This is a genomic window from Pseudomonas sp. NPDC090755 (genome assembly GCF_044769005.1).
Taxonomy (GTDB): domain Bacteria; phylum Pseudomonadota; class Gammaproteobacteria; order Pseudomonadales; family Pseudomonadaceae; genus Aquipseudomonas.
Window position 1 is genome coordinate 554,205 of record NZ_JBIVXC010000002.1, and the last position, 24,857, is coordinate 579,061.

25 protein-coding genes are annotated in these 24,857 nt (G+C 63.2%); 10 read left to right on the forward strand and 15 right to left on the reverse strand.

The genetic code is table 11. From position 1 onward, the window contains the following. Nucleotides 1-69: 69 nt before the first annotated feature. The 3 genes from can to ACIQUS_RS06510 all read right to left on the reverse strand — a co-directional run bounded on the left by can (nucleotide 70) and on the right by ACIQUS_RS06510 (nucleotide 2,008). On the reverse strand, nucleotides 70-708 hold the full coding sequence (can, locus tag ACIQUS_RS06500) for a carbonate dehydratase (RefSeq protein ID WP_403044392.1): 639 nt from the start codon (nucleotides 706-708) through the stop codon (nucleotides 70-72). 63 nt (nucleotides 709-771) lie between these two features. Continuing rightward, nucleotides 772-1,224, reverse strand: coding sequence for a ribosomal protein S18-alanine N-acetyltransferase (gene rimI / locus ACIQUS_RS06505; protein ID WP_285862118.1), 453 nt, complete (start codon nucleotides 1,222-1,224; stop codon nucleotides 772-774). Continuing rightward, complete coding sequence (locus tag ACIQUS_RS06510; protein WP_403044395.1) at nucleotides 1,217-2,008, reverse strand: energy transducer TonB; 792 nt, start codon at nucleotides 2,006-2,008, stop codon at nucleotides 1,217-1,219. The genes rimI and ACIQUS_RS06510 overlap by 8 nt, the downstream gene beginning before the upstream one ends. Nucleotides 2,009-2,184: 176 nt before the next feature. Between ACIQUS_RS06510 and mksB the strand changes: the two genes are divergently transcribed. Genes mksB through mksF form a run of 3 tightly spaced genes read left to right on the forward strand, consistent with a single transcriptional unit; the run spans nucleotide 2,185 to nucleotide 6,984 of the window. Next, nucleotides 2,185-3,462 (forward strand): Mks condensin complex protein MksB, encoded by a 1,278-nt coding sequence (gene mksB, locus ACIQUS_RS06515; protein WP_403044397.1) that lies wholly within the window; start codon nucleotides 2,185-2,187, stop codon nucleotides 3,460-3,462. After that, nucleotides 3,452-4,153, forward strand: a complete 702-nt coding sequence (gene mksE / locus ACIQUS_RS06520; protein ID WP_403044400.1) for an Mks condensin complex protein MksE — start codon at nucleotides 3,452-3,454, stop codon at nucleotides 4,151-4,153. Before mksB ends, mksE begins: the two co-directional genes overlap by 11 nt. Next, on the forward strand, nucleotides 4,150-6,984 hold the full coding sequence (mksF, locus tag ACIQUS_RS06525; RefSeq protein WP_403044402.1) for an Mks condensin complex protein MksF: 2,835 nt from the start codon (nucleotides 4,150-4,152) through the stop codon (nucleotides 6,982-6,984). The genes mksE and mksF overlap by 4 nt, the downstream gene beginning before the upstream one ends. A 103-nt stretch (nucleotides 6,985-7,087) precedes the next feature. Here the strand turns inward: mksF and ACIQUS_RS06530 are convergent, their stop codons facing one another. The 5 genes from ACIQUS_RS06530 to rplU form a co-directional block, all read right to left on the reverse strand. Beyond that, entirely contained in the window at nucleotides 7,088-7,516 is a 429-nt protein-coding gene (locus tag ACIQUS_RS06530; protein ID WP_403044638.1) for a CreA family protein, read from the reverse strand. Nucleotides 7,517-7,556: 40 nt separating this feature from the next. Further along, nucleotides 7,557-8,675 (reverse strand): glutamate 5-kinase, encoded by a 1,119-nt coding sequence (gene proB / locus ACIQUS_RS06535; protein ID WP_403044405.1) that lies wholly within the window; start codon nucleotides 8,673-8,675, stop codon nucleotides 7,557-7,559. A gap of 75 nt (nucleotides 8,676-8,750) precedes the next feature. Continuing rightward, nucleotides 8,751-9,974, reverse strand: a complete 1,224-nt coding sequence (gene cgtA / locus ACIQUS_RS06540) for an Obg family GTPase CgtA (RefSeq protein ID WP_403044408.1) — start codon at nucleotides 9,972-9,974, stop codon at nucleotides 8,751-8,753. Nucleotides 9,975-10,167: 193 nt separating this feature from the next. Continuing rightward, the gene (gene rpmA, locus ACIQUS_RS06545; protein ID WP_133215291.1) at nucleotides 10,168-10,425 is read right to left on the reverse strand and encodes a 50S ribosomal protein L27; all 258 of its coding nucleotides are present in this window, start codon (nucleotides 10,423-10,425) and stop codon (nucleotides 10,168-10,170) included. A 32-nt stretch (nucleotides 10,426-10,457) separates the two neighbouring features. Further along, on the reverse strand, nucleotides 10,458-10,769 hold the full coding sequence (rplU, locus tag ACIQUS_RS06550) for a 50S ribosomal protein L21 (protein ID WP_038614793.1): 312 nt from the start codon (nucleotides 10,767-10,769) through the stop codon (nucleotides 10,458-10,460). 251 nt (nucleotides 10,770-11,020) lie between these two features. Between rplU and ACIQUS_RS06555 the strand changes: the two genes are divergently transcribed. The 3 genes from ACIQUS_RS06555 (at nucleotide 11,021) to ACIQUS_RS06565 (ending at nucleotide 12,850) form a co-directional block, all read left to right on the forward strand. Beyond that, nucleotides 11,021-11,989 carry a polyprenyl synthetase family protein gene (locus ACIQUS_RS06555; RefSeq protein ID WP_403044411.1) on the forward strand — a complete coding sequence of 323 codons (969 nt, stop codon included), beginning with the start codon at nucleotides 11,021-11,023 and terminating at the stop codon, nucleotides 11,987-11,989. Nucleotides 11,990-12,126: 137 nt separating this feature from the next. Beyond that, nucleotides 12,127-12,468 (forward strand): zinc ribbon domain-containing protein YjdM, encoded by a 342-nt coding sequence (locus tag ACIQUS_RS06560; RefSeq protein WP_403044414.1) that lies wholly within the window; start codon nucleotides 12,127-12,129, stop codon nucleotides 12,466-12,468. A gap of 133 nt (nucleotides 12,469-12,601) precedes the next feature. Continuing rightward, nucleotides 12,602-12,850, forward strand: a complete 249-nt coding sequence (locus ACIQUS_RS06565) for a hypothetical protein (RefSeq protein WP_403044417.1) — start codon at nucleotides 12,602-12,604, stop codon at nucleotides 12,848-12,850. A 72-nt stretch (nucleotides 12,851-12,922) separates the two neighbouring features. Here ACIQUS_RS06565 and ACIQUS_RS06570 read toward each other — a convergent pair whose 3' ends face one another. From ACIQUS_RS06570 to ACIQUS_RS06590, 5 genes are all read right to left on the reverse strand, one after another. Then, nucleotides 12,923-13,540, reverse strand: coding sequence for an FKBP-type peptidyl-prolyl cis-trans isomerase (locus ACIQUS_RS06570; protein ID WP_403044420.1), 618 nt, complete (start codon nucleotides 13,538-13,540; stop codon nucleotides 12,923-12,925). Between the two features lie 86 nt (nucleotides 13,541-13,626). After that, entirely contained in the window at nucleotides 13,627-13,932 is a 306-nt protein-coding gene (locus ACIQUS_RS06575; protein WP_403044423.1) for a DUF6482 family protein, read from the reverse strand. A 147-nt stretch (nucleotides 13,933-14,079) separates the two neighbouring features. Then, nucleotides 14,080-14,568, reverse strand: coding sequence for a TIGR00645 family protein (locus tag ACIQUS_RS06580; RefSeq protein ID WP_038614811.1), 489 nt, complete (start codon nucleotides 14,566-14,568; stop codon nucleotides 14,080-14,082). Between the two features lie 110 nt (nucleotides 14,569-14,678). Then, a complete protein-coding gene (locus ACIQUS_RS06585) occupies nucleotides 14,679-15,020 on the reverse strand; it encodes a hypothetical protein (protein ID WP_403044428.1) in 342 nt (113 codons plus the stop codon). A gap of 160 nt (nucleotides 15,021-15,180) precedes the next feature. Beyond that, nucleotides 15,181-17,619 (reverse strand): Lon protease family protein, encoded by a 2,439-nt coding sequence (locus ACIQUS_RS06590; RefSeq protein WP_403044431.1) that lies wholly within the window; start codon nucleotides 17,617-17,619, stop codon nucleotides 15,181-15,183. A gap of 276 nt (nucleotides 17,620-17,895) precedes the next feature. On the opposite strand from ACIQUS_RS06590, the gene ACIQUS_RS06595 reads away from it, so the two are divergent. The 4 genes from ACIQUS_RS06595 to ACIQUS_RS06610 all read left to right on the forward strand — a co-directional run bounded on the left by ACIQUS_RS06595 (nucleotide 17,896) and on the right by ACIQUS_RS06610 (nucleotide 21,498). After that, the gene (locus ACIQUS_RS06595) at nucleotides 17,896-18,384 is read left to right on the forward strand and encodes a DUF3015 domain-containing protein (protein ID WP_403044434.1); all 489 of its coding nucleotides are present in this window, start codon (nucleotides 17,896-17,898) and stop codon (nucleotides 18,382-18,384) included. A gap of 75 nt (nucleotides 18,385-18,459) precedes the next feature. Continuing rightward, the gene (locus ACIQUS_RS06600) at nucleotides 18,460-20,313 is read left to right on the forward strand and encodes a DUF4105 domain-containing protein (protein ID WP_403044437.1); all 1,854 of its coding nucleotides are present in this window, start codon (nucleotides 18,460-18,462) and stop codon (nucleotides 20,311-20,313) included. A gap of 258 nt (nucleotides 20,314-20,571) precedes the next feature. Beyond that, entirely contained in the window at nucleotides 20,572-20,934 is a 363-nt protein-coding gene (locus ACIQUS_RS06605; RefSeq protein ID WP_403044641.1) for a hypothetical protein, read from the forward strand. A 66-nt stretch (nucleotides 20,935-21,000) separates the two neighbouring features. Continuing rightward, a complete protein-coding gene (locus ACIQUS_RS06610; RefSeq protein WP_403044440.1) occupies nucleotides 21,001-21,498 on the forward strand; it encodes a GreA/GreB family elongation factor in 498 nt (165 codons plus the stop codon). On the opposite strand, the gene gdhA is transcribed toward ACIQUS_RS06610, so the two are convergent. Together gdhA and ettA are read right to left on the reverse strand one after the other, a co-directional pair. Further along, nucleotides 21,495-22,832, reverse strand: a complete 1,338-nt coding sequence (gene gdhA, locus ACIQUS_RS06615) for an NADP-specific glutamate dehydrogenase (protein ID WP_403044443.1) — start codon at nucleotides 22,830-22,832, stop codon at nucleotides 21,495-21,497. The two genes, ACIQUS_RS06610 and gdhA, sit on opposite strands and share 4 nt — an antisense overlap. Nucleotides 22,833-23,097: 265 nt before the next feature. Continuing rightward, entirely contained in the window at nucleotides 23,098-24,762 is a 1,665-nt protein-coding gene (ettA, locus tag ACIQUS_RS06620; RefSeq protein ID WP_403044445.1) for an energy-dependent translational throttle protein EttA, read from the reverse strand. Between the last annotated feature and the right edge of the window lie 95 nt (nucleotides 24,763-24,857).

Sequence of the window (24,857 nt, forward strand, 5' to 3'; positions counted from 1 at the left end):
GAGGTCGCCTGGTTCTACGACCGCCTCGCGGCCGATCGCAGCCTGGCGGCAGCGGCTACAGGCGACCGGTCAGTCCTGCGGGCGCAGCCGGTACTGCGGCGGCAACTGGTCCAGACCGCTGATGGTCGCATTCAGGCTCTTCCAGCGGCCGTCCTTGATGCCGTAGATGCAACCATGGACCGACAGGCTCTGGCCTCGGTGCCAGGCGTTCTGAACGATGGTGGTGTGACCGACGTTGGCCACCTGCTGGATGACATTGAGCTCGCACAACCGGTCGACCCGTTCCTCCTCGGTCGCCAGCTTCGCCAGCTCCACGCGCTTTTCGTAGTACAGGTCGCGGATCGAGCGCAGCCAGCCATCGATCAGGCCCAACTGGCGGTCCTGCATCGCCGCGCGCACGCCGCCACAACCGTAGTGGCCGGTCACCAGGATGTGTTTGACCTTGAGCACATCTACCGCGTACTGGATCACCGACAGGCAGTTGAGGTCGGTGTGCAGCACCACGTTGGCCACGTTGCGGTGCACGAACAGGTCGCCCGGCAACATGCCGACGATCTCGTTGGCCGGCACCCGCGCATCCGAGCAGCCGATCCAGAGGAACTCCGGGGTCTGCTGGCGGGCGAGCTTGGCAAAGAAGTCCGGGTCGCGCTGCTTGATGGCATCGGCCCAGCGCGCATTGTTATCGATCAGTTCTTGTAGGTCGTGCATGGTCAATGCCTCATGGAGGGTGCGCATCGCTGACAAGCCCGAACCCGCCCGCGCCACACCGGATTATTCGATCAAGGTGCAGGCCATGACCAGGGCGTCTTCACGGCCACCGGCAACCGGGTAGTAGTCGCGGCGACGACCGATCTCGTTGAAACCGTAACGCTCATACAGACGATAGGCAGACTGATTACTGGCGCGCACTTCCAGGAAGCACTCGCGGCCATTGAGTTCGTAGGCGCGCTTCATCAGTTGCTCCAGCAGCCTCAAACCAAGGCCCTGGCCCTGGCTTTCCGGCTTGATGGTGATATTGAGCAGGTGCGCCTCGTCGATGATCACGTTGATCACGCCGTGGCCCACTTGCTGCTGGCCATCGAACATCAGCCAGATTTCATAGGACTTGAGCCCGTCGAGGAAAATCCCGCGGGTCCAGGGGTGACTGAAGGCGGCATATTCGATCTTCAGTACGGCATCCAGATCCGCCTCGGTCATCCGGCGGAAGCTGATCGAGTCACTCATCACTTGGTTTCCAGCGCGCCATCAGCCGGCGCATGGCTTTCCAGACATCCGCCTTGCGTTGCGGCTCGTCCATCAACAGTTCAAGGCCAGGCAAGGCCCAGGCAGCGCCCAGGCCCTCGACCGGCAACTCGCGGTAATAACTTTCGGCATCCGCCTCGCCGGCAAAACGCACGGCCGGCAGGCCGACCAGCCACAGGCAGGTGCAGGGCGCCTCTTCCAGCCGGGCCTGGATAAAGCCCTGGACGAAGTCGGTCGCCGCTTGCGGGCCCTGGTCGAGATTGCCGCGCACCAGCAATGGCCAGCGCACCGGCTCACCGATGATCTGCGGGCTGTCGGGCAAGCCGGCAGCGCGGAGCATGTCCTTGAGCAGCAGGTAGGACGGATCGCGGCTCTGGAACGGCTGACCGGTGGCAAGCTCCACCAGCAACAGGCAACTGCCGGCACGCAGCAACTGCAGGGCGAATCGCGGCGGCGGCACCGGCGCGGGCTTGGGAGGCGCAGGTGCCTTCTCGGCCTCCTGCGCAGGCGGGACCGCAACCTTGGGCGTACTGCCCGGGCGCGGAATCTCGATCTTCGGTCGCTCGCCACTGCGCGCCACCGGCGCACCGGCCGGCGCCTGGACAGGCAGCGCCTGCGGCACGTCGAACTCGGGCGCAACCTCAGGCGCCAGCGGCAGCAACAGCTCCGGGCGCGACGGAGCGGCGAACGGCAGTTCGGTACGCGGCAGCCAGTGCACCACTTGCATGGCGTTGAGGTAAGCGCGGCGGCGGGACTCGACTAACAAGGATCGGCCATCTGTGGATAAGTCAGGGTCGCCATTCTACCGCTGTTCGCCGTTCGCTGCCGCTGTTGATCGGCACAAATCCGCCCGGATGCCCGTTGAAACGATCAGGGGGTGAATCGACAGCCGCCTGATGCAGTACAATCGGCGCTTTTATTTGGCAACGAGTCGACCCGCCAATGATCGAACCCAAGCGCGTCCTGCGCGCCCTAGCCGAACACTGGGCCTTGCTTGAGCCGTTGTGCGAGCGCTTCGACGGGGGCACCCTGAGCCTCGCCGAGCTGCGCCAGCAACTGGCCAACCAGCAGTTGGAGAGCACGCCCCAGGACATTACCAGCCTGCTCGACGTCTGGATCCGCCTGGACATCCTGGTGCCGGTGGCGAAAAGCCCCAACCGTTTCGAGCTCAATGCGCAGATCCACGACTTCCTCGCCTACCTGCGCCGCGAACACCGCCTGGGCCTGTGCCTGGAGATCGAAGCCTACCTGCGCCACCTGGAGCGTCTGGCCGGGCACATCCAGGACGCCTTCGAGATTCGCGACGGCAACGACCTGGCGCGCCAGCTGCGCCTGCTCGATATGCGCGTGCGCGATGTCCTGAAAAAGCTCGATAACGACGAACAGGCCCTGGTCGCCGTGGCCGAACGAGCCAAGACCAGTGACCGGCAGATTCCCCTGCGCCAGCGATATGCCGAAGTACTGGCGACCTGGGACGAATACGTCGAACCGATGATCCAGCTGGTCAACGCCGACGGCGCCTTCGAGCAAGGCGTGCGCAAGGTCGAGACCGTGCTGCTGCGCCTGCTGGGCGAGCAGGCGCGCCTGGGCCACCTGGTCGACGACGACATGCTGCTGCGCACCCATGCGCGCATCCTCGAGATGCAGACCAGCGCCCAGCTGACCCTGCGTCATGCCCGCGAACTGCTGCTGCCGCTGCGTGAAGAGGCCCGCCGACACAACGCCGTGACCCGTGGCGCCGCGCTGGCGCTCTCGGTGATCCGCCGCAAGGGCCTGGACGCCGTGCCCCAGGCCGCCATGCCACTGTTCACCCGCCCGCAAAGCACCTTCCTCGGCAGTGCCAGCCAGGTCGAGGCCTATGTCTATGCCCTGGCCCGCTTCGAGCCCAAGCCTGCGCAGTTCCCCAAGGCCCACAAGAGCCACCGGGGCGATGCGCCGCGCGCGCCGCGCACGGTCAAGGAAATGCTCGAACGCTGCGAAGGCGCCCTGCCCCTGCCCGACCTGATGGTCTGGCTGCTGGAGCAGGAGCCCGAAGGCGCCACCGACGAGCTGCTGTACTGGTTCTCGCGCCTGTCGCGGGAAAAACGCTTTGCCCGCGAGCGCCTCGAACGCCGCGACTACATCACCCGCGAACACCTGGTCAGCTTGCGTTCCTTCGCCCTGACATCCAGCCGCGAACCTTCGCCTGAGCCTACTGCGAGCCCTGCCCATGCATCTTGATCTTTCCGAACTGTCCCAGCTCGCGCCGATCTTCCGCGAGCTGTTCAAGGGCTTTCACATCAGCCGCCGCGACCCCGAGCTGTACGCCCAGCTGTCGAATTTCCAGGACCAGTACCGCGGCCTGTTCAAGGCCCTGGGCTTTGAGCTGGTGTGCGACACCCGCGGTTTCTACTACTTCGTTCCCGAGCAGGCCGCCGCCCAGGTCAACAAGACCGCCCAGCGCCTGTCGCTGTTCACCTTCATCCTGGTCGAGCACCTGGCTGACCAGGGCCGCGACCCGATGTCGGTGCTCGACGGTGGCAGCCTCGGCCGCGATGAACTGCCGTCGATGCTGGAAAAGTACCGCGACCTGTTCATCCAGGCTGAAGTCCAGACCCCCGACGAGCTGGAAGAAAAGATCATGCGCCGCATGACCCAGCTCGGCTTTGCCCATGAAGAAAACGGCATCTACCGCTTCCTGCCGCCGATGCACCGCTTCCTCGACGTCTGCCTGTCAGTCCAGCAGGACCGTGACCTGGCTGCCAGCCTGCACAGCGCCCTGCCGCTGCCCGTACCCGTGCTGGTCGAGGAGGAAAGCCCAGAGGAGCTGAATCGCACCGACGACCCCCTCGACCTCACCCCGTTCGAGGAAAGCGAAGAAGAGGCCCTGGCCCGGGCCATTGCCGAAGAGCAACAGGAGATTGACGCATGAGCCAGGAACGCTACGGCATCCGCCGCTTCGCACTGCTCAACACCGCTGGCTACAGCCTTGGCCTGTTCCCCCTGGAACACCCGCTGTCGGTCTACGGTGCCAACAACCTGGGCAAGAGTGCCTCGATCAACGCCCTGCAGTTCCCGATCCTGGCGCGCATGTCCGACATGAGCTTCGGCAAGTACAGCCTGGAGCAGTCGCGGCGCTTCTACTTCGCCAGCGACACCAGCTACATCCTCTGCGAAGTCAACCTGCCCCACGGCCCGCACGTGATCGGCGTGGTCGGCCGCGGCCCGGGTGGCGGCTTCGGCCACCAGTTCTTCGCCTATGCCGGCGAGCTGGACCTGGGCCACTACCAGAAGAACGATACCTGCCTGCGCCAGAAGGAGCTGTTCAACAACCTGGAGCGCAACGGCCTGAAAGCCTACGAGCTCAAGCCTGACGAACTACGCCGCCTGCTGGTCGGTGGTCACACCTCGATCCCGCTGGACCTGACCCTGATCCCGCTGCGCTCCACCAGCGAGCAGAGCCTGAAGACTTTCCGCGCCCTGTTCATCAACCTGCTGCACATGCGCGAGATCACCGCGGCCAAGCTCAAGCAGCTGTTCCTCGATGCCTTCGAGCACAGCCTGCGCTCGGGCAGCGTCGACTACATCGCCGCCTGCGAGGAAGCCTTCCGCGACGTGCGCCGCATGGAGCAGGACTACAACTCCCTGGTCGCCGCCGGCCCCTTGGTCGAGGCCTTGGCCAATGGTGTGATCCAGCGCGACATCCTGCGCGGCAAGCTGCACCGCCTGTCGCCACTGCTCGACTCGCTGCTGGGCACCTGGCAGGACTACGCCGCCGCCCGCAAGGAAGAGCTGGTCATCCAGGCCGAGCACTACAAGAACGAGCAGGATCACCTGCAGAACGACCAGCGTGGCGGCACCCAGGAGCTGATGCGCCTGGAGCGCGAGATCACCGGCGTACAGCGCTGGCTGGGCGAGTTGTCGGTGCTCAAGCACCGCTTTGCCCTGGTCGATGACGTCAAGGTCCTGGAGCAGCAATTGCTGGCCGCCAAGGATGCCCACGACGAACTGGCCGGCGCCCTGGCCCAGTCCCGCCAGTTCAGCGCCGAAGACCTGGAAGAGCGTCTGCGCGAGCTGGAAAAGCGCCTCAAGTCGGTCAAGCAGCAACTCGACCACGCCGACAACAACAGCTATGCGCGCCTGCGCGAAGAGTTCTCCCAGCAGGATGTCGAGCGCCTGATGCGCCTGTTCAACGGCGCGCTGTTCAGCCTGCCGCTGGGCGACCGCGGCATCGAGCTGGATGACAGCGACCTGTGGGTGAAGTCCCTGGAAGCGGTGCTCGACGGCTTCAAGGGTGAGCGTTTCGAAGCCCCGGGCCTGTCCATCGACCTCTCGCACATCGAGCCGCCGGCCTTGCAGGCCCTGGCCGACCGTGCCGCCCTGCGCGACCAGAAGGAGCGCCTGGAAAAAGAGCTCAAGCAGCTCAAGACCCAGCAGGCCGTGGCCGCCGACCGCGCCGCGAGCAAGACCCAGACCGAAGCGCTGTACCAGCAGGTACTGGATGCGCAGAAAGCCCTGGAAGACTTCCGCCGCACCCAGACCCTGTCTGCCGAGGAAGGCGACAAGCTCGAGCAACTGGCGCAGATGGAAGCCGCCCAGGACGAACTCAAGCGTTCCAGCGACGCCTTCACCGAGCGCGTCCAGCAGCTGTCGGCCAAGCTGCAGCTGGTCGGCCGGCAGATCGCCGACATGGAAGCCAAGCAGCGCACCCTCGACGACGCCCTGCGCCGTCGCCAGCTGCTGCCTGCCGACCTGCCGTTCGGCACGCCGTTCATGGAGCCGGTGGACGACTCCATGGACAACCTGCTGCCGCTGCTCAACGACTACCAGGACAGCTGGCAGGGCCTGCTGCGCGTCGACGGCCAGATCGAAGCACTGTACGCCCAGGTGCGCCTCAAGGGCGTGGCCAAGTTCGACAGCGAAGACGACATGGAGCGCCGCCTGCAGCTGCTGATCAACGCCTACTCGCACCGCACCGAAGAAGCCCTGACCCTGGGCAAGGCCCGCCGTGCAGCGGTCACCGACATCGCCCGGACCCTGCGCAACATCCGCAGCGACTACGACAGCCTCGAACACCAGCTGGCGCTGTTCAACCGCGAGATCAACAAGCGCCAGGTCTCCAACCTGGAGAGCTTCCGCATCGTACTGGCGCCGAACAAGGAAGCGCTCAAGCACATCGACCAGATCATCCACAGCGCCGGCCAGTATGAGGAAGGCGAGACCCTGTCGGTGTTCGACCTGACCCAGAGCGCCGAGCAGGACAACAAGAACGAAGAGGCCAAGGAGTACCTGGCACGGCTGGTGGCGGCCAACCACAACCAGCTGGGCCTGAAGGACCTGTTCGAACTGGCCTTCGAGATCACCAAGGTCGGTGGTCAGCCCGTGATCCACACCGACATCGACGGTGCAGCCTCCAACGGCACCACCATGACCATCAAGGCGCTGACCAACATGTACCTGTTGCTGCACCTGATGGACCGCGACCTGGCCGGTCGCGTGCGCCTGCCGTACTACCTGGACGAAGCGGCCGACATCGACGAACGCAACCAGGCCGCGCTGCTGGAGACCAGCCTGCAACTGGGCTTCGTACCAATCCTGGCGAGCGTGAAGCCGCAGGTGTCGGCGCGGGTGGCGATCGACCTGGAAGGCGGTAGCGGACCGAACGGGATCTACATCGACGAGGCGGACTGGAAGTTCATCAGCCGCCTGGATGAAGTGAAGGCGGTGGTGCGGGAAGAAGCCGAGGAAGAAACCTCGGCCTGATGAGCGCCAGGGGCCTTTGAGGCCCCATCGCCGGCTATGCCGGCTCCCACAGGGACCGATCCTTGTGGGAGCTGGCGTAGCCAGCGATAGGCTCAGCGCGGTGTCACTGCTGCGGCCACGGCAAGATCGGAATCGCCGTCACCGCATTCTGCGGGCTGCCTTCGATCAGCCGATCCGAGTACACCAGGTAGACCAGGGTGTTGCGCTTCTTGTCGAGAAAGCGCACCACCTGCATGGTCTTGAACACCAGCGAGGTGCGCTCCTTGAACACCTCGTCACCATCCTTGAGCTGTTCCTTGAAGCGGATCGGCCCCACCTGGCGACAGGCGATCGAGGCTTCGGCACGGTCCTCGGCCAGGCCCAGGCCACCCTTCACGCCGCCGGTCTTGGCCCGCGACAGGTAGCAGGTCACCCCTTCGACCTTCGGATCGTCGAACGCCTCGACCACGATGCGGTCGTTCGGCCCGACGAACTTGAACACGGTCGACACCTGGCCGATTTCCTCGGCTGACGCCACGACCGGCAAGGCCATCAGCGCCGCTGCAACTATTCCTTTGAACACGGCAGCATCCTCAGACCAGAATCAGGTTGTCACGGTGCACCAACTCAGGCTCGGCGCTGTAGCCCAGCAGGCCTTCGATGGCTTCGGAGGACTGACCGATGATCTTCTGCGCTTCCAGGGCGCTGTAGTTGGCCAGGCCACGGGCCACTTCCAGGCCGTCCGGGCCGACACAGACCACCATCTCGCCACGGCGGAAGCTGCCCTGCACGGTCTTGACCCCGACCGGCAACAGGCTCTTGTTGTCCTTGCGCAAGGCCTTCACCGCACCATCGTCCAGCACCAGGGTGCCACGGGTCTGCAGGTGGCCGGCCAGCCACTGCTTGCGTGCGGCCAGCATGCCGCGCTCAGGCGACAGCAGGGTGCCCAGGCGCTCACCGGCCTTGAGGCGGTCGAGCACGCGCTCCAGGCGCCCGCCGACGATAATGGTGTGGGCACCGGAACGGGCGGCCAGGCGCGCGGCGCGCAGCTTGGTCTGCATGCCGCCACGGCCCAGGGCGCCACCGGTGCCACCGGCCACGGCATCCAGGGCCGGATCGTCGGCACGGGCTTCGTAGATCAGCTGGGCATCGGGGTTGTTGCGCGGGTCGGCGTCGAACATGCCGTCACGGTCGGTGAGGATCACCAGCAGGTCGGCCTCCACCAGGTTGGCCACCAGGGCGGCCAGGGTGTCGTTGTCGCCGAAACGGATCTCGTCGGTGACCACGGTGTCGTTCTCGTTGATCACCGGCACCACGCCCAGCTCCACCAGGGTGCGCAGGGTGCTGCGAGCGTTGAGGTAACGCTTGCGGTCCGAGAGGTCGTCGTGGGTCAGGAGAATCTGCGCAGTGTGCCGGCCATGCTCGGCAAAGCTCGACTCCCAGGCCTGCACCAGGCCCATCTGGCCGATCGAGGCAGCAGCCTGCAGCTCGTTCATCGCACTCGGTCGCTTGGCCCAGCCCAGGCGGCTCATGCCCGCGGCCACCGCCCCCGACGACACCAGCACCAATTCGACACCCGCCTCATGCAACGCCACCATCTGCTCGACCCAGACACCCATGGCCGCGCGATCCAGGCCCTTGCCATCCGCTGTCAGCAGGGCACTGCCGATTTTCACGACCCAGCGCTGCGCACCCGTCACCTTGCTCCGCATCTTCTTCCAACCTATATAGATCTTTAGATACCAAAACGCCGCTCATCAGAGCGGCGTTTAGTGTACTGCAACGCGTCAGTCGCGCACGTAAATGATTTCCGGACCGTCTTCGTCGTCATCATCCCAATCGTCGTCATCGTCGTCGCCGATGTCGTGCACGCTCTTGACGCCGCTGCGGCGCAGGGCGCGCGCATCGTCCAGGGCCTGCAACTGGGCACGGGCTTCGTCTTCGATGCGCTGGTCGAGCTCGGCCAGCTCTTGGGCGTAGGCCGGGTCGTTGGCCAGGCGGTCGGCGCGGTCTTCGAGGTAACGCATCAGGTCGTGGCTGAGCTGCTCGGTGCCCTGCTTGGAGATGGCCGAGATCACATAGACCGGGCCTTCCCACTGCAGGCGTTCGACCACTTCCTTGACCCGCTCGTCGCGCTCGTCGTCCATGACCATGTCGGCCTTGTTCAGCACCAGCCAGCGCTCACGCTCGGCCAGCGACGGGCTGAACTGGGTCAGCTCGTTGACGATCACTTCGGCGGCATCGGCCGGGCTGCTTTCGTCCAGCGGGGCCATGTCGACCAGGTGCAGCAGCACGCGGGTACGGGCCAGGTGCTTGAGGAAGCGGATGCCCAGGCCGGCACCTTCGGAGGCGCCTTCAATCAGGCCGGGAATGTCGGCGATGACGAAGCTCTTCCAGCGGTCGACGCTGACCACGCCCAGGTTCGGCACCAGGGTGGTGAACGGGTAGTCGGCGACTTTCGGCTTGGCGGCCGACACCGAGCGGATGAAGGTGCTCTTGCCGGCGTTCGGCAGACCCAGCAGGCCGACGTCGGCCAGCACTTTCATTTCCATCTTCAGATCACGCTGCTCGCCTGGCTTGCCTGGCGTGGTCTGGCGTGGGGCGCGGTTGGTGCTGGACTTGAAGCGGGTGTTACCCAGACCGTGCCAGCCGCCTTGGGCGACCATCAGCGTCTGACCGTCCTTGACCAGGTCGCCGATGACTTCCTGGGTGGCGGAATCGATCACGGTGGTGCCGACAGGTACACGCAGGAACAGATCCTCGCCCTTCTTGCCGGTGCAGTCGGTGCTGCCGCCGTTGGAGCCGCGCTGGGCCTCGTGATGGCGGGTGTAGCGATAGTCGACGAGGGTATTGAGGTTCTCGTCGGCCACCATGAACACCGAGCCGCCGTCACCACCGTCACCGCCGTTGGGACCACCGTTCTCGATGAATTTTTCGCGGCGGAAGCTCATGCAACCATTACCGCCGTCACCGGCTTTGACCCGGATCGATACTTCGTCAACAAACTTCATAAAAACCGCCTCTCGTCAGCTGGACGAGCTGAATGACTCAAAGACATAAGGCTCTTGCAAAAGTGAGCGCGGCGGCCCCCGTCAACGACCGTAACACCAGCGCCGGCAGCCCATACAAACAGCTTTGCAAGAGACTCACCCCACAAACGAAAAAGCCCCGTCGCAAGACAGGGCTTTTCCAGCGATCGCGCGATTACTCGGCAACGACGCTCACGTAACGACGATTGAACTCGCCTTTTACTTCGAACTTGATCTTACCCGCGATCTTGGCGAACAGGGTGTGATCCTTGCCCATGCCAACGCCGTAGCCAGCGTGGAATTGGGTGCCGCGCTGACGCACGATGATGTTGCCAGGAACGATAGCCTGGCCGCCATACATCTTCACGCCAAGGCGTTTGGCTTCTGAGTCGCGACCGTTACGGGTACTACCACCAGCTTTTTTGTGTGCCATGGTTCAATTCTCCAGAAATGGGATTTTGGCGATTAAGCCGAAATACCGGTGATCTTGATTTCGGTGAACCACTGGCGGTGGCCCATACGCTTCATGTGGTGCTTACGGCGACGGAACTTGATGATGCGAACTTTGTCGTGACGACCTTGCGAGATCACTTCAGCAACAACCTTGGCACCAGCAACGACTGGAGCGCCGATGTTCACGTCGTCGCCATTGGCAACCAACAGAACGCGGTCGAAAGTAACGGATTCGCCAGTGGCGACTTCCAGTTTTTCGATTTTCAGGTATTCACCTTCGGCGACTTTGTACTGCTTGCCACCGGTAACAATTACTGCATACATGGTATTTCTCCGATAATCCTGCTCACCCAGCTCTTTATAGGAAGAGTATTGGCTGGCATGGCTGCATAGGGCTGGAACGGCCCAGTGCAATTGCGTAAGGCAGGTGCTGCCCAGGAAGTTCAGGGTGCGCGATTGTACGCAAGCCACGCGCCCCTTGCAAGTCCCGCCCCCGGCCCGCCGGGACCGCGCCTTGACACGCCGGGACCCGCGACCTAGCATGCCGCGCAACCTTTATGGAGCACCTGTGGCCGATGCAACCCCAAGCTTTCTACCGCGCGGTAGCGGACGACTTCAGCGCCGTTGACGAGATTATCAAGAAACAGCTGACTTCGCGTGTACCGCTGGTATCGAAAATCGGCGATTACATCACGTCGGCTGGCGGCAAGCGCCTGCGCCCGCTGCTGGTTCTGTTGTGTGGCAAGGCCCTGGGCCGCGAAGGCGACGATGTGCGCCTGCTGGCTGCCACCATCGAATTCCTGCACACCGCCACCCTGCTGCACGACGACGTGGTCGACATGTCCGGCATGCGCCGTGGGCGCTCCACCGCCAACGCGCTGTGGGGCAATGCGCCAAGCGTACTGGTCGGCGACTTCCTCTATTCGCGTTCGTTCGAGATGATGGTCGAACTGGGCTCGATGCCGGTCATGCAGATTCTGTCCAAGGCCACCCGGGTCATCGCCGAGGGCGAAGTCCTGCAGTTGTCCAAAGTGCGCGATGCCAGCACCACCGAAGAAGTCTACATGGACGTCATTCGTGGCAAGACCGCCATGCTGTTCGAGGCCTCGACCCACAGCGCCGCCGCCCTGGCCGGGGCCACCCCCGAGCAGAGCGAAGCCCTGCGCACCTTCGGCGACCATCTGGGCGTGGCCTTCCAGCTGGTCGACGACCTGCTCGACTACAAGGGCGATGCCCAGACCCTGGGCAAGAACGTCGGCGACGACCTGGCCGAAGGCAAGCCGACCCTGCCGCTGATCTACACCATGCGCGAAGGCACCGCCGAACAGGCCGCACTGGTCCGCCAGGCGATCCAGAAGGGTGGCATCGAGGACCTGGAAAGCATCCGCGCCGCGGTCGAAGCCTCCGGTTCCCTGGACTACACCGCCCAGCTCGCCCGCGACTACGTAGCCCGCGCCATCGCCTGCCTGGACGTGCTGCCGGCCAGTGAGTACCGCGACGCCCTGGTGGAACTGAGCGAATTCGCCGTCGCCCGCACCCACTGATACGTCACCTCCCCGATCGCGGGGCAAGCCCGCTCCTACAGCCGTAGGAGCGGGCTTGCCCCGCGATTGCATTCGCCCTTCGCCAACAAAACCCTATATAATGTAGGTTTTGTACCCGCTTGTCTTGAGGAACCCCAGTGAGCACTTTGCCACCCTGCCCCAAATGCAACTCCGAATACACCTACGAAGACGGCACCCAGCTGATCTGCCCCGAGTGCGCCCACGAGTGGTCGGCGAGCGGTGAGGCCGAAGCGGCAAGCGACGAGACGGTGAAGAAGGATGCCGTGGGCAACGTCCTGCAGGACGGCGACACCATCACCGTGATCAAGGACCTGAAGGTCAAGGGCACCTCGCTGGTGGTCAAGGTCGGCACCAAGGTCAAGAACATCCGCCTGTGCGATGGCGACCACGACATCGACTGCAAGATCGACGGCATCGGCCCGATGAAGCTGAAGTCGGAATTCGTCCGCAAGGTTTGACCCCTGTGGTTCCGGGGCTGGTCGTCAGCCTCGGAACGGCACGCAGCACCCTCCGGCATTTTTTTTGCCAATAGGCGCTTGCTATTTTGATAATAAGAATTATTCTCATTGGACGCTTCCAAGGAGAATAGCCATGACTTATCTGATAGACGCCTGGCTTGACCGCCCCCATCCGTACCTGCGCATCCTGCACCGGGAAACCGGCGAGGTCTGTGCCGTGCTTGAAGAAGAAGCACTGGACGAACTGCGCGACCAGGGTGACCTGGATCTCAATGGTCTGAACTCGAATGAGCCGATCGTGCTCAAGGAATTGGTGAGGAACCTGTTCCTGTTCTGCTATGCCCGGGCGTTGCGCCCTGGCGGCGGGGCCGACTGGAACTGAAAAGCATCGCGGGACAAGCCCGCTCCTACAGGGGCAATTGCTGTGGGAGCGGGCTTGCCCCGCGATCAGGTATTACAGAACGTCCAGCAGCTCGACGTCGAACACCAGCACGCTGTGCGGCGGGATGCTGCCGACGCCCTGGGCGCCGTAAGCCAGCTCGCTCGGCACGTACAGGCGCCATTTGCTACCGGCGTTCATCAGTTGCAGGGCTTCGGTCCAGCCGGCGATCACGCCGCTGACCGGGAACTCGGCAGGCTGGCCACGCTCGTAGGAGCTGTCGAACACGGTGCCGTCGATCAGGGTGCCGTGGTAGTGGGTGCGCACGCTGTCTTCGCGGCTTGGCTTGGCGCCTTCGCCTGCGGTCAGGACTTCGAACTGCAGGCCCGAGGCCAGGGTGGTGATACCGTCACGCTTGGCGTTTTCAGCCAGGAACGCTTTACCTTCGCCAGCGGCCGCTTCGGCCTTGGCAGCGGCTTCGGCCTGCATGATTTCACGGATGACCTTGAAGCTGGCCGACAGGTCTGCTTCGCTGACGCGGCTGTCCTGGCCGTTGAAGGCGTCGGTCAGGCCGGCCAGGATCGCTTCCAGGCTCACGCCCGGTGGCGGGTTGTCACGCAGTTGGCCACCCAGCTGACGGCCGATGCCGTAGCTGACGCGCGTTTCGTCGGTAGACAGGTTGATTTCGGACATTTGCTTGCTCCGCTGCAGGGCGCACGACAACTGCGCCCTTTATGAAAAGGGGGAGCAGACTAGCACACTGCGGCAAAGCAGTTCAGCTACCAGGCAGAACGGCGCGGCATCGGGATTTTCAGGTCGCCGTCGCCGGCGCTGCCAGCGCCGCACATCTCATCATCCATCGACCAATGCACCATGTGCACCGGCACGGAGGGCAAACCGTTGAGCAGACGCTGTGCATCGACCACTGAATGCACTTTCACCCGCTGTCCATGTTTGTCATCCAATGGATGGGCGTGGCCCTTGACCCGGGCTTCGATAATGAAATCGCCGCCTTCGAGGGCAATCAGGTTGAGTTCTTCGACATGACCGGCCTTGGCCTCTGTGCTCAGTTGTTGAAGGTTCATGGGGATACCTCGCGACTGGAACGTTGAGCAGGCACTTCGGGTGACGGTTCATTTTTTGTACAGCACGCGATAAAGCACAAGGCAAAAACGCAACCGCCCGTCCGTTTTGCAACGGACGGGCGGTCGTTTAGTACGCCGATCGGACGATCAGTGCTTGGTCAGCTTGTCCAGGTAACCCATGGCGAAGGCCGATACCACGAAGGTCATGTGGATGATCACGTACCACATCAGGTATTCGGTCTCGATGTTGCGCGCATCCATGAACACCCGCAGCAGGTGGATCGAGGAGATCGCCACGATGGACGCGGCAACTTTCATCTTCAACGAAGACGAGTCCATCTTGCCCAGCCAGTTGAGCTTTTCCTTGTCTTCATCGATGTCCAGCTGCGAAACGAAGTTCTCATAACCGGAGATCATCACCATCACCAGCAGGCCACCGACCAGGGCCATGTCGATCAGCGACAGGATCACCAGGATCAGGTCGGCTTCGGCCAGCGAGAAGATGTTAGGCAGGACGTGGAAGATCTCCTGGAAGAACTTCAGTGCCAGCGCCAGTAGGCCCAACGACAGGCCAAAATAGATTGGCGCGAGCAGCCAGCGCGAGGCATACATCGCATTTTCGATAATACGTTCCATTGAAAATCCGTCAGATGGCAAAAAAGCGAGCGCGAGTATAACAGCCAGTCATGACAGGAAAAGCCCGTGGCACGCTGCCACAGGCGCGATGATCAGCCACCCCGGGCGCGTCAGGTTTCCGGGTGGAACTGAATGTCGCCGACGTGATGGACGCGCTCGCCATTGACCCGACGCAACTGGGCCTGTAGGTGCACGCACCAGATCTGCGGGTCGTCGGCCACCTGGTAACCGTGCAGGGTCAGGCTGTCGACTATGGCGTTAAGGACCGATTCGGCCACAAAGGGTCCATGGAACGGCCCCTGGGCCTTGATGGCGGAAGGTTGTTCGCCAGCCATGCCGGCGGCGAACAGCAGGGTCCACATGCCGTTGTCGCCGGCCAGTGGGCGGATGCTGCATTCAATGCGGGTCACCAGGCCCAGGCATTGGCGGGTGAGGCTGAGGCTGCGCGGCATGGCGGCGATCCTCGGTAAACCCTGTGTTCAGCCCTGCGGGCAAGGCTGTTTCAATCCTGTGGTTATTGCGCTCCCTGCTTTGAAGCATAGAAGAAATCCACCCGGGTGTAGAAAAACCGGCGCCCGGCGGTCACGACCGCCTGGGCGCCGATAATTTGACTCAGGACAGCTTGACTTGGGCCAGCGGCTGCTCGGCGTGCTCCTTCTCGGCCTCCTTGAGCTCTTCCTCGCCGATCATCTCGGCGATCACCCGCAAGCGCTCCACCACCCGGGCGTTGACGCTGCCCTCGGGGAATTGCCCATCGGCATCCGGCTCGCCCGCCGCTTCGCCAACCAGCAGGCTCAGTGCCTCGTCGGCCTGGCTGACCGCATAGACGTGGAACATGCCGGCACGTACCGCCTGCAGCACCCGCTCATCCAGCATCAGGGTGGCGACGTTGGCCCGCGGGATGATTGCTCCCTGCTCACCGGTCAGGCCACGGGCCTCGCAGAGACGGAAGAAGCCTTCGATCTTCTCGTTGACCCCACCGACCGCCTGCACCTCACCGAACTGGTTGATGGAACCGGTAATGGCAAAGCACTGCTTGAGCGGCGTCTTCGACAGCGCCGAGATCAAGGTGCAGGCCTCGCCCAGCGACGCACTGTCACCATCCACATAGCCGTAGGACTGCTCCAGGGCAATGCTCGCCGAGATCGCCAGCGGGAACTCCTGGGCATAACGACTGCCCAGGTAGCCGGTGAGGATCATCACCCCCTTGGAGTGAATCGGCTGGCCGAGGTTGACCTCGCGCTCGATGTCGACGATGCCGCTGCCACCGGGATAGACCGTGGCGGAAATCCGCGCCGGTATGCCGAAGGCCGAGTCGCCGACCTCCAGCACCGTCAGGCCGTTGCACTTGCCCACCGCCGCGCCTTCGGTATCGATGAGGATGATCCCGGCCAGCATGTCGTCGAGGATCCGCGCCGACACCCGTCCGGTGCGGGTGGCCTTGGCCTTGAGCGCCCGTTCGATATGGCCGGCATCGGTCATCTCATCGTTGGCCAGGTGACGGATGAAATCCGCTTCGCTGACCAGCTGGAACAGGTCGCCAATGCGCGCCGACAGCCGGCCCTGGTGTTCGGCCAGGCGCGCACTGTAGGTCGCCAGGCGTGCCACTGCATCGGCGCTCAGGGGCGCCATGCCCTCCTCGCTGGTACGGGTCTTGAGCAACTGGGCGAACTGCTCCAGGCTCTCGTCGACCATGGGGATGTCTTCATCGAAGTCCACCAGCACCCGAAACATCTCCTGGAAGTCCGGATCGTGGTCCTGCAGCGCGTAATAAAGCTGGCGTGCGCCGATGATGATGACCTTGATCTGCAGCGGGATCATCTGTGGCGTCAGCGACACGGTCGCCACCCGGCCGAGCTCGCCCAGCGGCGACTCCATCTTCAGCTTGCGCGATTGCAGGGCACGCTTGAGCGCATCCCAGACAAAGGGCTCGCCGAGCATCTTCTCGGCTTCCAGGATCAGGAAGCCCCCATTGGCGCGATGCAAGGCACCTGGACGCAACTGGCGGTAGGAGGTGTACAGCGCGCCCTGGTCGGTGCTGTATTCGATCCGGCCGAACAGATTGTCGTAGGTAGGGTGCGGCTCGAACACCACCGGCGCACCGCCACTGGCGTGATGGCCGACCACCAGGCTCGGCGCGTACTGCTCTTCGAGCATCTTGCGCGCCACTGCATCGACCTTGCTGTCATCGACCAGTTGCTCGACCACGGTACGCAGCAGGTTGACCTGCATAGACTGCAGGTAGGCACAGACTTCGGCGTTTTCCGCGTATTTTTCCGACAAGGGCGCCAGCAACGGTTGCAACGCCAAGGTGATGGTTTCTTCGTTCAGTTGGCGCAGCTGGTTGCTCGACTCACGCTTCCATTGCGGCAGGCTGGCCAGCTCCTCGTTGAGGCGCTCCTCCAGGGCGGCGATGTCTTCATGGAAGCGTTCGCGCTCGGACTCCGGCAACTGGCCGAACTCGGCTTCGTCCAGGGCCTTGCCGTCGAGCATCGGGGTGAACGCCACATTGCTGCTGTCACGGTACAGGGCCACGTCCTTTTCCAGCGAGGCCCGCTCGATCACATCCAGGGCCCGGTCGTAGCGCTGGTTGAAGGCGCGGTCGATGGCGCTTTTCTTCTGCTGGTAGGACGGGTGCTCGAACACCGCGGGGAAGGTCGCGACCAGGTTGTCGATCAGGTGACCGATGTCGCTGGCGAACACACCCGCGCTGCCGGGCGGCAATTCCAGGGCCCGCGGCTCCCGGGGCTCTTCGAAGTTGTTGACATAGACCCAGTCCGACGGCGTGTGCAGGCGCTTGCCTTCGGCCTTGAGGTAGCGTTTGACGAACGAAAAACGCCCGGTGCCGGGCTCGCCCATGACAAAAACGTTGTAACCGGGACGTGGCATGGCGACGCCAAACTGCAAGGCTTCGACAGCACGTTCCTGGCCAAGCACACCGCGAAAAGGCTCCAGATCATTGGTGGTGGAAAAAGCGAACTGTTCGGCGGAAAACGGCCGGGTCAAGGCTTCTGGCGCAAGACGCAGGCTCGCAGCGACAGGATCGGGCATCGGGCTTCCTTACTTCGGCGGGGCAGATGAAAGCATTCTGGCGCCGCCCGACCGCGCCTTGCAAGGCTCATCGCTACAATATGTCGCAGTGTCCAAAACCCGCTCTACGTCAATTTTTCCAGGCAATTTTTCGCAATAAGTTCCCGAAGACTTAGATCGTGCCTAAACTCCAAGCTGCGCGGCTGGGTAAACAACCGACCCGCCCCTGGCAACCGCTCTACAGCTATGCCAGATAACCCTGACTTTTGGTTTGCACGACTAAACGAGAACATTGCTATGAAACGGATTCTTCTGGGTACTCTGTTCACCGCGGTTTCCATCAATGCCATGGCCCAGGCGCCAGGCGGACCGGACTGCGGTTGGGGCAACATGCTGTTCGAAGGCCAGCGCGGCACGCCGGCCCACTTCCTCGCATCCACCACCAACGGCACCTCCGGCAACGCCACCTTCGGCATGACCTCGGGCACCAACGGCTGCTCGACCAACGCGGCGCTGACCTATGGCGGTAAATCCTGGTTCGCCATGAACGGCATGATGAACGAGCTCTCCGAAGACATGGCCAAAGGCCAGGGCGAAGCCTTGACCACCTATGCCGTGGTGCTTGGTGTCGCACCGCAAGACCGTGCCCACTTCGCCGCCGTCACACACCAGCACTTCCAGGAAATCTTCAAGACAGCCGACGTCACCGCAGAAGATGTCCACAGCAACACCCTGGCCGTACTGAAAGGCGATCCACGCCTGGCCAAATACGCGACCGAGGCTTGATTCGGTCCACCCGCCCCCTGCGGGGGCGGGTTGCTTCCTGCCTCTATCGGCATCATTCAGACGTAGTTGCCCGACATGCTCAAACGCCTTGCCTACCTGGCGCTCTGTGCCTGCGCCCCGCTGCACGCTGCTCCCTCGTTCGATGATGCGCGCCTCGCGCAACTGGCCGCCGACCGCTACTGGATCGCCCTGGGACACTACGAAACCGCCAAGCTCGGCGGCTGGCGCAGCTATGTGGATGACCGGCGCTTCTTCCTCGCCGAAGACGGCGCTCACCACCCCGACCAGGAACTGCGCGCCACCGTCCAGGCCCTGTATGCACCGGCCAGCCTGGGCGACCAGCATGCCCAATGCGTGTTCCCGGCGCGCACCCGCTGGCTGCGCGAGCAACTGCAGCTCGATGACCTGCCCGCCCCTGACTGCACGCAATACACCCAGTGGTTCAAGGATGTCGCGCCGCACAGCGCGGTGATGATCTTCCCGGCCGCCTACCTCAACAGTCCCTCGTCGATGTTCGGCCATACCCTGCTGCGCATCGACCAGGCCGACGTGCAAAGCAACGAGACTGCACTGCTCAGTTACGCGATCAACTTCGGCGCCTATATCGAAGGCAGCGACAACAGCATTCTCTACGCCTGGAAAGGCCTGATGGGCGGCTATCCGGGCCTGTTCGCCCTGGTGCCCTACCAGGAAAAACTCTCCGAGTACCGCAGCCTGGAAAACCGCGACCTGTGGGAATACCAGTTGAACCTGACCCCGGAAGAAACCGGGCGCATGGTCGAACACGTCTGGGAGCTCAAGCAGATCCAGTTCGACTATTTCTTCTTCGATGAAAACTGCTCCTATCGCCTGCTGGAACTGCTGCAGGTGGCCCGCCCGAGCCTGGACCTGACCTCGCAGTTCCCGTTGACGGCGATCCCTACCGACACGGTCAAGGCGGTCAAGCAGGCGGGGCTGGTCGAACGCATCGACTACCGTCCCTCACGTGAACGCGAGCTGCTTGAACGCGCCAAGCCCCTGAGTGGTGAGGAACAACAGCAGGTGCTGGCGCTCAGCGCCGATACCACGCAGTTGCAGAGCCCCGGATTCATCGCCCGGCCACGCGAGCGCCAGGCCTTGATCCAGGACGCCGCCTACCGTCTGGAGCGCTACCGCGCCAATGGCCAGGAGCGTGACCCGGCGCGCAGCAAACGCAGCTTCGAACTGCTGCGGGCAATCAACCGCAATCCGCCACCGGCGCTAGACATCGAACGCCCCGGCCTGCCCGAGGACGGCCATCAGTCGCGCACCTGGCAACTGGGCGTGGGCACCCGCGAAGACCGCGCCTTTGCCGAGTACGGCCTGCGCATGGCCTACCACGACCTCAACGACAACGCCTACGGTTTCCCGCTGGGCGCGCAGATCGAGATCCTCCAGCTCAAGCTGCGTCAGTACGAGAACAACGACTGGCAGGTGCAGCGCCTTGACCTGGCCACCATCCGCTCGCTGACCCCGCGCAACGACCTGCTGAAACCCTGGTCGTGGCAGGTGACCGGTGGTCTTGAACGGGTACTGGGCAAGCACGAGGACGATGTGCTGGTCAGCCACGTCAATGGCGGTGCCGGTGGTACCTGGCAACTGGCCGACGCAATGCTCGGCTTCGCCCTGGGTACCGTGCGGGTCGAGCACAACAATGACTTCGCCGAATTCATCGCCCCGGCTGCCGGCTTCAATACCGGCCTGTTGTGGCGCAACCCGCTGGGCAACCTGAGCCTGGAAGCCAAGGGCGACTATTTCACCAATGGCGAAGTGCGTCGCAGCCTGAGCCTCAATCAGCAATGGGAGCTGTCGCAGGACCTGGGGGTGCGCCTGAGTGCGAAGCGCGAGTTCAGTCAATTGGCGTCAGCGCAGAACGAGGTGATGCTGGAGCTCAAGTGGTATCACTACTAGGAAGCCTTCGCCGGCCCCGACTGTAGCCGCTGCCGCCAGGCTGCGATCGGCCGCGTAGCGGCCGCAAAACCTGACAACCCGGTAGGTCTGGCTTACCGCGGTGCCTGGGTTGCGACTGCTGCGCAGTCGATCGCAGCCTGGCGGCAGCGGCTACAGGGCCAAGGCGGTATTTCCGACAGTGAAGCAAGGTGCTGATCACATCCTTTTGACAAGGCATCGACAAACCACCCCCTAGACTTTCCCTGGCAAGCGGAGAGTCTGGACATGCGGTGGTTTGGGTTGCTGTTGGTGATAATGGCTGCATTCACGGGTTGCGAATCGACCCATGAACAATTGATCAATCAAGGCTATCCGCCGGCCTATGCCGACGGCTTCCAGGACGGCTGCAGCAGCGGTCGCCAGGCCGCCGGCGTGATGGAAGGCGACTTTCGCAAGGACGTACCGCGCTACCTGCACAACCGCCAGTACGAGACCGGCTGGGACGACGGTTTTCGCCAGTGCCACGCCATGCAGGAGAACCAGGACCTGCAGGACTACCGCGCACGCCATTGGGATGAGCGCGACGAGCAGTGGCAAGAGGAAAAGGACCGTGACGCCGCCCGCGCCTATCGACGCAAGTAAGTCGCAAACGGGCAACCAAAGAAACGACCGGCATGTCAGTATGGTCTTCAGAGAAAGGAGACCTTCATGAGCCGAGCATTCGTCAACGAAGAGCTGGCCGCCGAGCAGGCCGACACGCCGGTGGAGCGCAGGGTCAGCGAGCAGCCCAACTACGTCACCGCCCAGGGCCTGGTCCAGCTGCAACAGCGGGTCAGTGAACTCAATGCCCTGCGCACCGCACTGCAGGCACAAGGCGAGCAGGCCGACAAGCAGCGCCTGGCCGACAGCGAACGCGACCTGCGCTACTTCACCGCGCGCCTGCAAAGCGCCCAGGTGGTGCCCAGGGCGAGCGCCACGGACAAGGTGCAGATCGGCAGCCGGGTGACCTATCTCGATGAACAGAACCAGCAGCATGAGGTGCAACTGGTCGGTGAAGACCAGGCCGATGCCGCCCATGGCCTGATCAACTGGGGCTCACCCCTGGGTCGGGCGCTGCTGGGTGCCGCGCCCGGGGATGTAGTGCTGTGGCGACGACCGGCTGGGGATCAGTCGATCGAGATCGTCGCCATCACACCCCAGGATTAGACCACGCCCTGGGCCAACATGGCGTCGGCGACCTTCACGAAGCCCGCGATGTTGGCGCCCTTGACGTAGTTGATGCGGCCGTTTTCCTCGCCGTAGTGCACGCAGGCATGGTGGATCGACTGCATGATGTTGTGCAGCTTGCTGTCCACTTCACCCGCGGTCCACAGCAGTCGCATGGCGTTCTGCGACATCTCCAGGCCACTCACCGCAACACCGCCGGCGTTGGAAGCCTTGCCCGGAGCGAACAGGATGCCCGCTTCGATGAAGATATCCACAGCTTCCAGCGTGGTCGGCATGTTCGCCCCTTCGGCCACGCAGATGCAGCCGTTGCGCAACAAGGTGCGGGCGTCTTCGGGGTCCAGCTCGTTCTGGGTCGCGCATGGCAGGGCGATGTCGCACGGCAGGTTCCATGGGCGCTCGCCCTTGCGGAACTCCAGGCCGAAACGCTCGGCCAGCTCGCTGATGCGGCCGCGCTTGACGTTCTTGAGCTCCATCAGTGCATCCCATTGCTCGTCGGTCAGGCCCGCTTCGCAGAACAGGGTGCCTTCGGAGTCGGACAGCGAGATCACCTTGCCGCCCAGGTCCATGACCTTGCGCGCGGCGTACTGGGCCACGTTGCCGGAGCCGGAGATGGCCACGCGGCTACCGTCGATACGCTGGTCCTGGCGCTTGAGCATTTCTTCGGCAAAGTAGACGCAGCCGTAGCCGGTAGCTTCCGGACGGATCAGGCTGCCGCCGTAGGTCATGCCCTTGCCGGTCAGCACCGAGGTGAACTCGTTGGCCAGGCGCTTGTACTGGCCGAACATGTAGCCGATTTCACGCGCACCCACACCGATATCACCGGCCGGTACGTCGAGGTCGGCGCCAATGTGGCGATACAGCTCGCTCATGAAGGCCTGGCAGAAGCGCATGACTTCGGCATCGCTCTTGCCCTTGGGATCGAAGTCCGAACCACCCTTGCCACCGCCCATGGGCAGCGAGGTCAGGGAGTTCTTGAACACCTGCTCGAAGGCCAGGAACTTGAGCACGCCCAGGTTCACCGACGGGTGGAAACGCAGGCCGCCCTTGTACGGGCCGATGGCGCTGCTCATCTGGATGCGGTAGCCGCGGTTGACCTGGACCTTGCCGGCATCGTCCGTCCACGACACGCGGAACAGGATCGCCCGCTCAGGCTCGACCATGCGTTCGAGGATGCCGGCCTTGAGGTAATGAGGATTGGCTTCGAGGAACGGCCAGAGGCTGCGTAGCACCTCTTCGACGGCCTGGTGGAATTCAGGCTGGGCAGGGTCGCGTTGTTTGAGGCGCGCGAGGAAGTCTTCGACGGATTCGAACATTTAGACATTCACCAGATAGAGTTGGACTTGTGTTTTTTTCCCGACTTTACCAAGAACTCATCGCACCGCGACAGGGCAATATGTCGTTTTTATGAAATTAAACGGTGCATTTGTATAAGTGTATACAAACTGAAAAGCATCGCTGGCTACGCCAGCTCCCACAGAAAACCCCGTGGGAGCTGGCGTAGCCAGCGATAAGGCCAACGCAAATCCAGGCAAAAAAAACGGGGCCCGAAGGCCCCGTTTTAGTGCAAAACCCGGCAGGTCATGCCAGTTTTTTGTGCCGTACCCGGTGCGGTTGGGCAGCAGCTTCGCCCAGGCGCTTCTTGCGATCGGCTTCGTACTCGGTGTAGTTGCCCTCGAAGAAGACCGCTTGCGAGTCGTCTTCGTACGCCAGGATGTGGGTGGCCACGCGGTCCAGGAACCAGCGATCGTGAGAGATCACGATGGCGGCGCCCGGGAAGTCCAGCAGGGCTTCCTCCAGCGAACGCAGGGTTTCCACGTCCAGGTCGTTGGACGGTTCGTCGAGCAGCAGGACGTTGGCGCCCTCCTTGAGGGTCAGGGCCAGGTGCAGGCGGCCACGCTCACCACCGGAGAGGTCCTTGACGAACTTCTGCTGGTCGCCACCCTTGAAGTTGAAACGGCCGACGTAGGTACGCGACGGAATCTCGTAGGTGCCGATCCGCAGCTGGTCGGAACCGTCGGAGATCTGCTGGAACACGGTCTTGTTGCCGTCCAGGTCCTCGCGGCTCTGGTCGACGCAGGCCAGTTGTACGGTTTCGCCGATCTCGATGCTGCCCGAGTCCGGCTGTTCCTTGCCCATCAGCATGCGGAACAGGGTCGATTTACCGGCACCGTTACCACCGATCACGCCGACGATGGCGCCTTTTGGCATGCTGAACGACAGGTTGTCGATCAGTACGCGGTCGCCGTAGCCCTTGGTGACGTTCTTGAACTCGATGACCTTGTCGCCCAGGCGAGGACCGGCCGGGATGTAGATCTCGTTGGTTTCGCTGCGCTTCTGGAATTCCTGCGACTGCATTTCCTCGAAGCGTTGCAGACGGGCCTTGGACTTGGACTGGCGGGCCTTGGCGCCTTTGCGCACCCACTCCAGCTCTTCCTTCATGGCCTTTTCATGGGCCGACTGCTGCTTGGACTCCTGGGCCAGACGATCGGACTTGGCTTCCAGCCAGCCGGAGTAGTTGCCTTCGTACGGGATACCGGCGCCACGGTCGAGTTCGAGGATCCAGCCAGCGACGTTGTCGAGGAAGTAACGGTCGTGGGTAATGGCCACAACGGTGCCCGGGAAGTCGTGCAGGAAGTGCTCCAGCCAGGCGACGGAATCGGCGTCCAGGTGGTTGGTCGGCTCGTCCAGCAGGAGCATGTCGGGGGCCGACAGCAGCAGGCGGCACAGGGCTACGCGGCGCTTCTCGCCACCAGACAGGTGTTCGACCCTGGCGTCCCAGGCCGGCAGGCGCAGCGCATCGGCGGCGACTTCCAGCTGGCGTTCCAGGTTGTGACCGTCGGCGGCCTGCAGGATGGCTTCCAGCTTGGCCTGCTCGGCGGCCAGCTTGTCGAAGTCGGCATCCGGTTCGGCATAGGCGGCATAGACCTCGTCCAGGCGCGCCTGGGCGTCCTTGATCACGCTGACCGCTTCCTCGACCACTTCACGCACGGTCTTGGCCGGATCCAGTTGCGGTTCCTGCGGCAGGTAACCGATGTTCAGCTCCGGCATCGGGCGGGCTTCACCGTCGAACTCGGTGTCGACGCCAGCCATGATCTTGAGCAGGGTGGATTTACCCGAGCCGTTCAGGCCCAGCACGCCGATCTTGGCGCCTGGGAAAAACGACAGGGAGATGTTCTTCAAGATTTCCCGCTTCGGCGGGACAACCTTGCCCAGCCGATGCATGGTATAGACGTATTGAGCCATGGAAAAACCTAGCGTCAGAGACGAAATAATGAGAGTGATGCAGATGAAGGAAGCCGCAGCTTCCAGGAAAGGGCCAAAGCTACCGTAATGCGCCT

Coding starts and splice junctions, on each gene's coding strand:
- gdhA (WP_403044443.1), bottom strand. CDS start 22,832: ATGTTCGAATCCGTCGAAGACTTCCTCGCGCGCCTCAAACAACGCGAC.
- ACIQUS_RS06575 (WP_403044423.1), bottom strand. CDS start 13,932: ATGAACCTTCAACAACTGAGCACAGAGGCCAAGGCCGGTCATGTCGAA.
- ACIQUS_RS06590 (WP_403044431.1), bottom strand. CDS start 17,619: ATGCCCGATCCTGTCGCTGCGAGCCTGCGTCTTGCGCCAGAAGCCTTG.
- ACIQUS_RS06600 (WP_403044437.1), top strand. CDS start 18,460: ATGCTCAAACGCCTTGCCTACCTGGCGCTCTGTGCCTGCGCCCCGCTG.
- ACIQUS_RS06530 (WP_403044638.1), bottom strand. CDS start 7,516: ATGGCCTTGCCGGTCGTGGCGTCAGCCGAGGAAATCGGCCAGGTGTCG.
- cgtA (WP_403044408.1), bottom strand. CDS start 9,974: ATGAAGTTTGTTGACGAAGTATCGATCCGGGTCAAAGCCGGTGACGGC.
- ACIQUS_RS06610 (WP_403044440.1), top strand. CDS start 21,001: ATGAGCCGAGCATTCGTCAACGAAGAGCTGGCCGCCGAGCAGGCCGAC.
- can (WP_403044392.1), bottom strand. CDS start 708: ATGCACGACCTACAAGAACTGATCGATAACAATGCGCGCTGGGCCGAT.
- ACIQUS_RS06595 (WP_403044434.1), top strand. CDS start 17,896: ATGAAACGGATTCTTCTGGGTACTCTGTTCACCGCGGTTTCCATCAAT.
- ettA (WP_403044445.1), bottom strand. CDS start 24,762: ATGGCTCAATACGTCTATACCATGCATCGGCTGGGCAAGGTTGTCCCG.
- ACIQUS_RS06555 (WP_403044411.1), top strand. CDS start 11,021: ATGCAACCCCAAGCTTTCTACCGCGCGGTAGCGGACGACTTCAGCGCC.
- proB (WP_403044405.1), bottom strand. CDS start 8,675: ATGCGGAGCAAGGTGACGGGTGCGCAGCGCTGGGTCGTGAAAATCGGC.
- rpmA (WP_133215291.1), bottom strand. CDS start 10,425: ATGGCACACAAAAAAGCTGGTGGTAGTACCCGTAACGGTCGCGACTCA.
- ACIQUS_RS06585 (WP_403044428.1), bottom strand. CDS start 15,020: ATGCCGCGCAGCCTCAGCCTCACCCGCCAATGCCTGGGCCTGGTGACC.
- rimI (WP_285862118.1), bottom strand. CDS start 1,224: ATGAGTGACTCGATCAGCTTCCGCCGGATGACCGAGGCGGATCTGGAT.
- mksB (WP_403044397.1), top strand. CDS start 2,185: ATGATCGAACCCAAGCGCGTCCTGCGCGCCCTAGCCGAACACTGGGCC.
- mksE (WP_403044400.1), top strand. CDS start 3,452: ATGCATCTTGATCTTTCCGAACTGTCCCAGCTCGCGCCGATCTTCCGC.
- ACIQUS_RS06570 (WP_403044420.1), bottom strand. CDS start 13,540: ATGTCCGAAATCAACCTGTCTACCGACGAAACGCGCGTCAGCTACGGC.
- ACIQUS_RS06565 (WP_403044417.1), top strand. CDS start 12,602: ATGACTTATCTGATAGACGCCTGGCTTGACCGCCCCCATCCGTACCTG.
- mksF (WP_403044402.1), top strand. CDS start 4,150: ATGAGCCAGGAACGCTACGGCATCCGCCGCTTCGCACTGCTCAACACC.
- ACIQUS_RS06580 (WP_038614811.1), bottom strand. CDS start 14,568: ATGGAACGTATTATCGAAAATGCGATGTATGCCTCGCGCTGGCTGCTC.
- rplU (WP_038614793.1), bottom strand. CDS start 10,769: ATGTATGCAGTAATTGTTACCGGTGGCAAGCAGTACAAAGTCGCCGAA.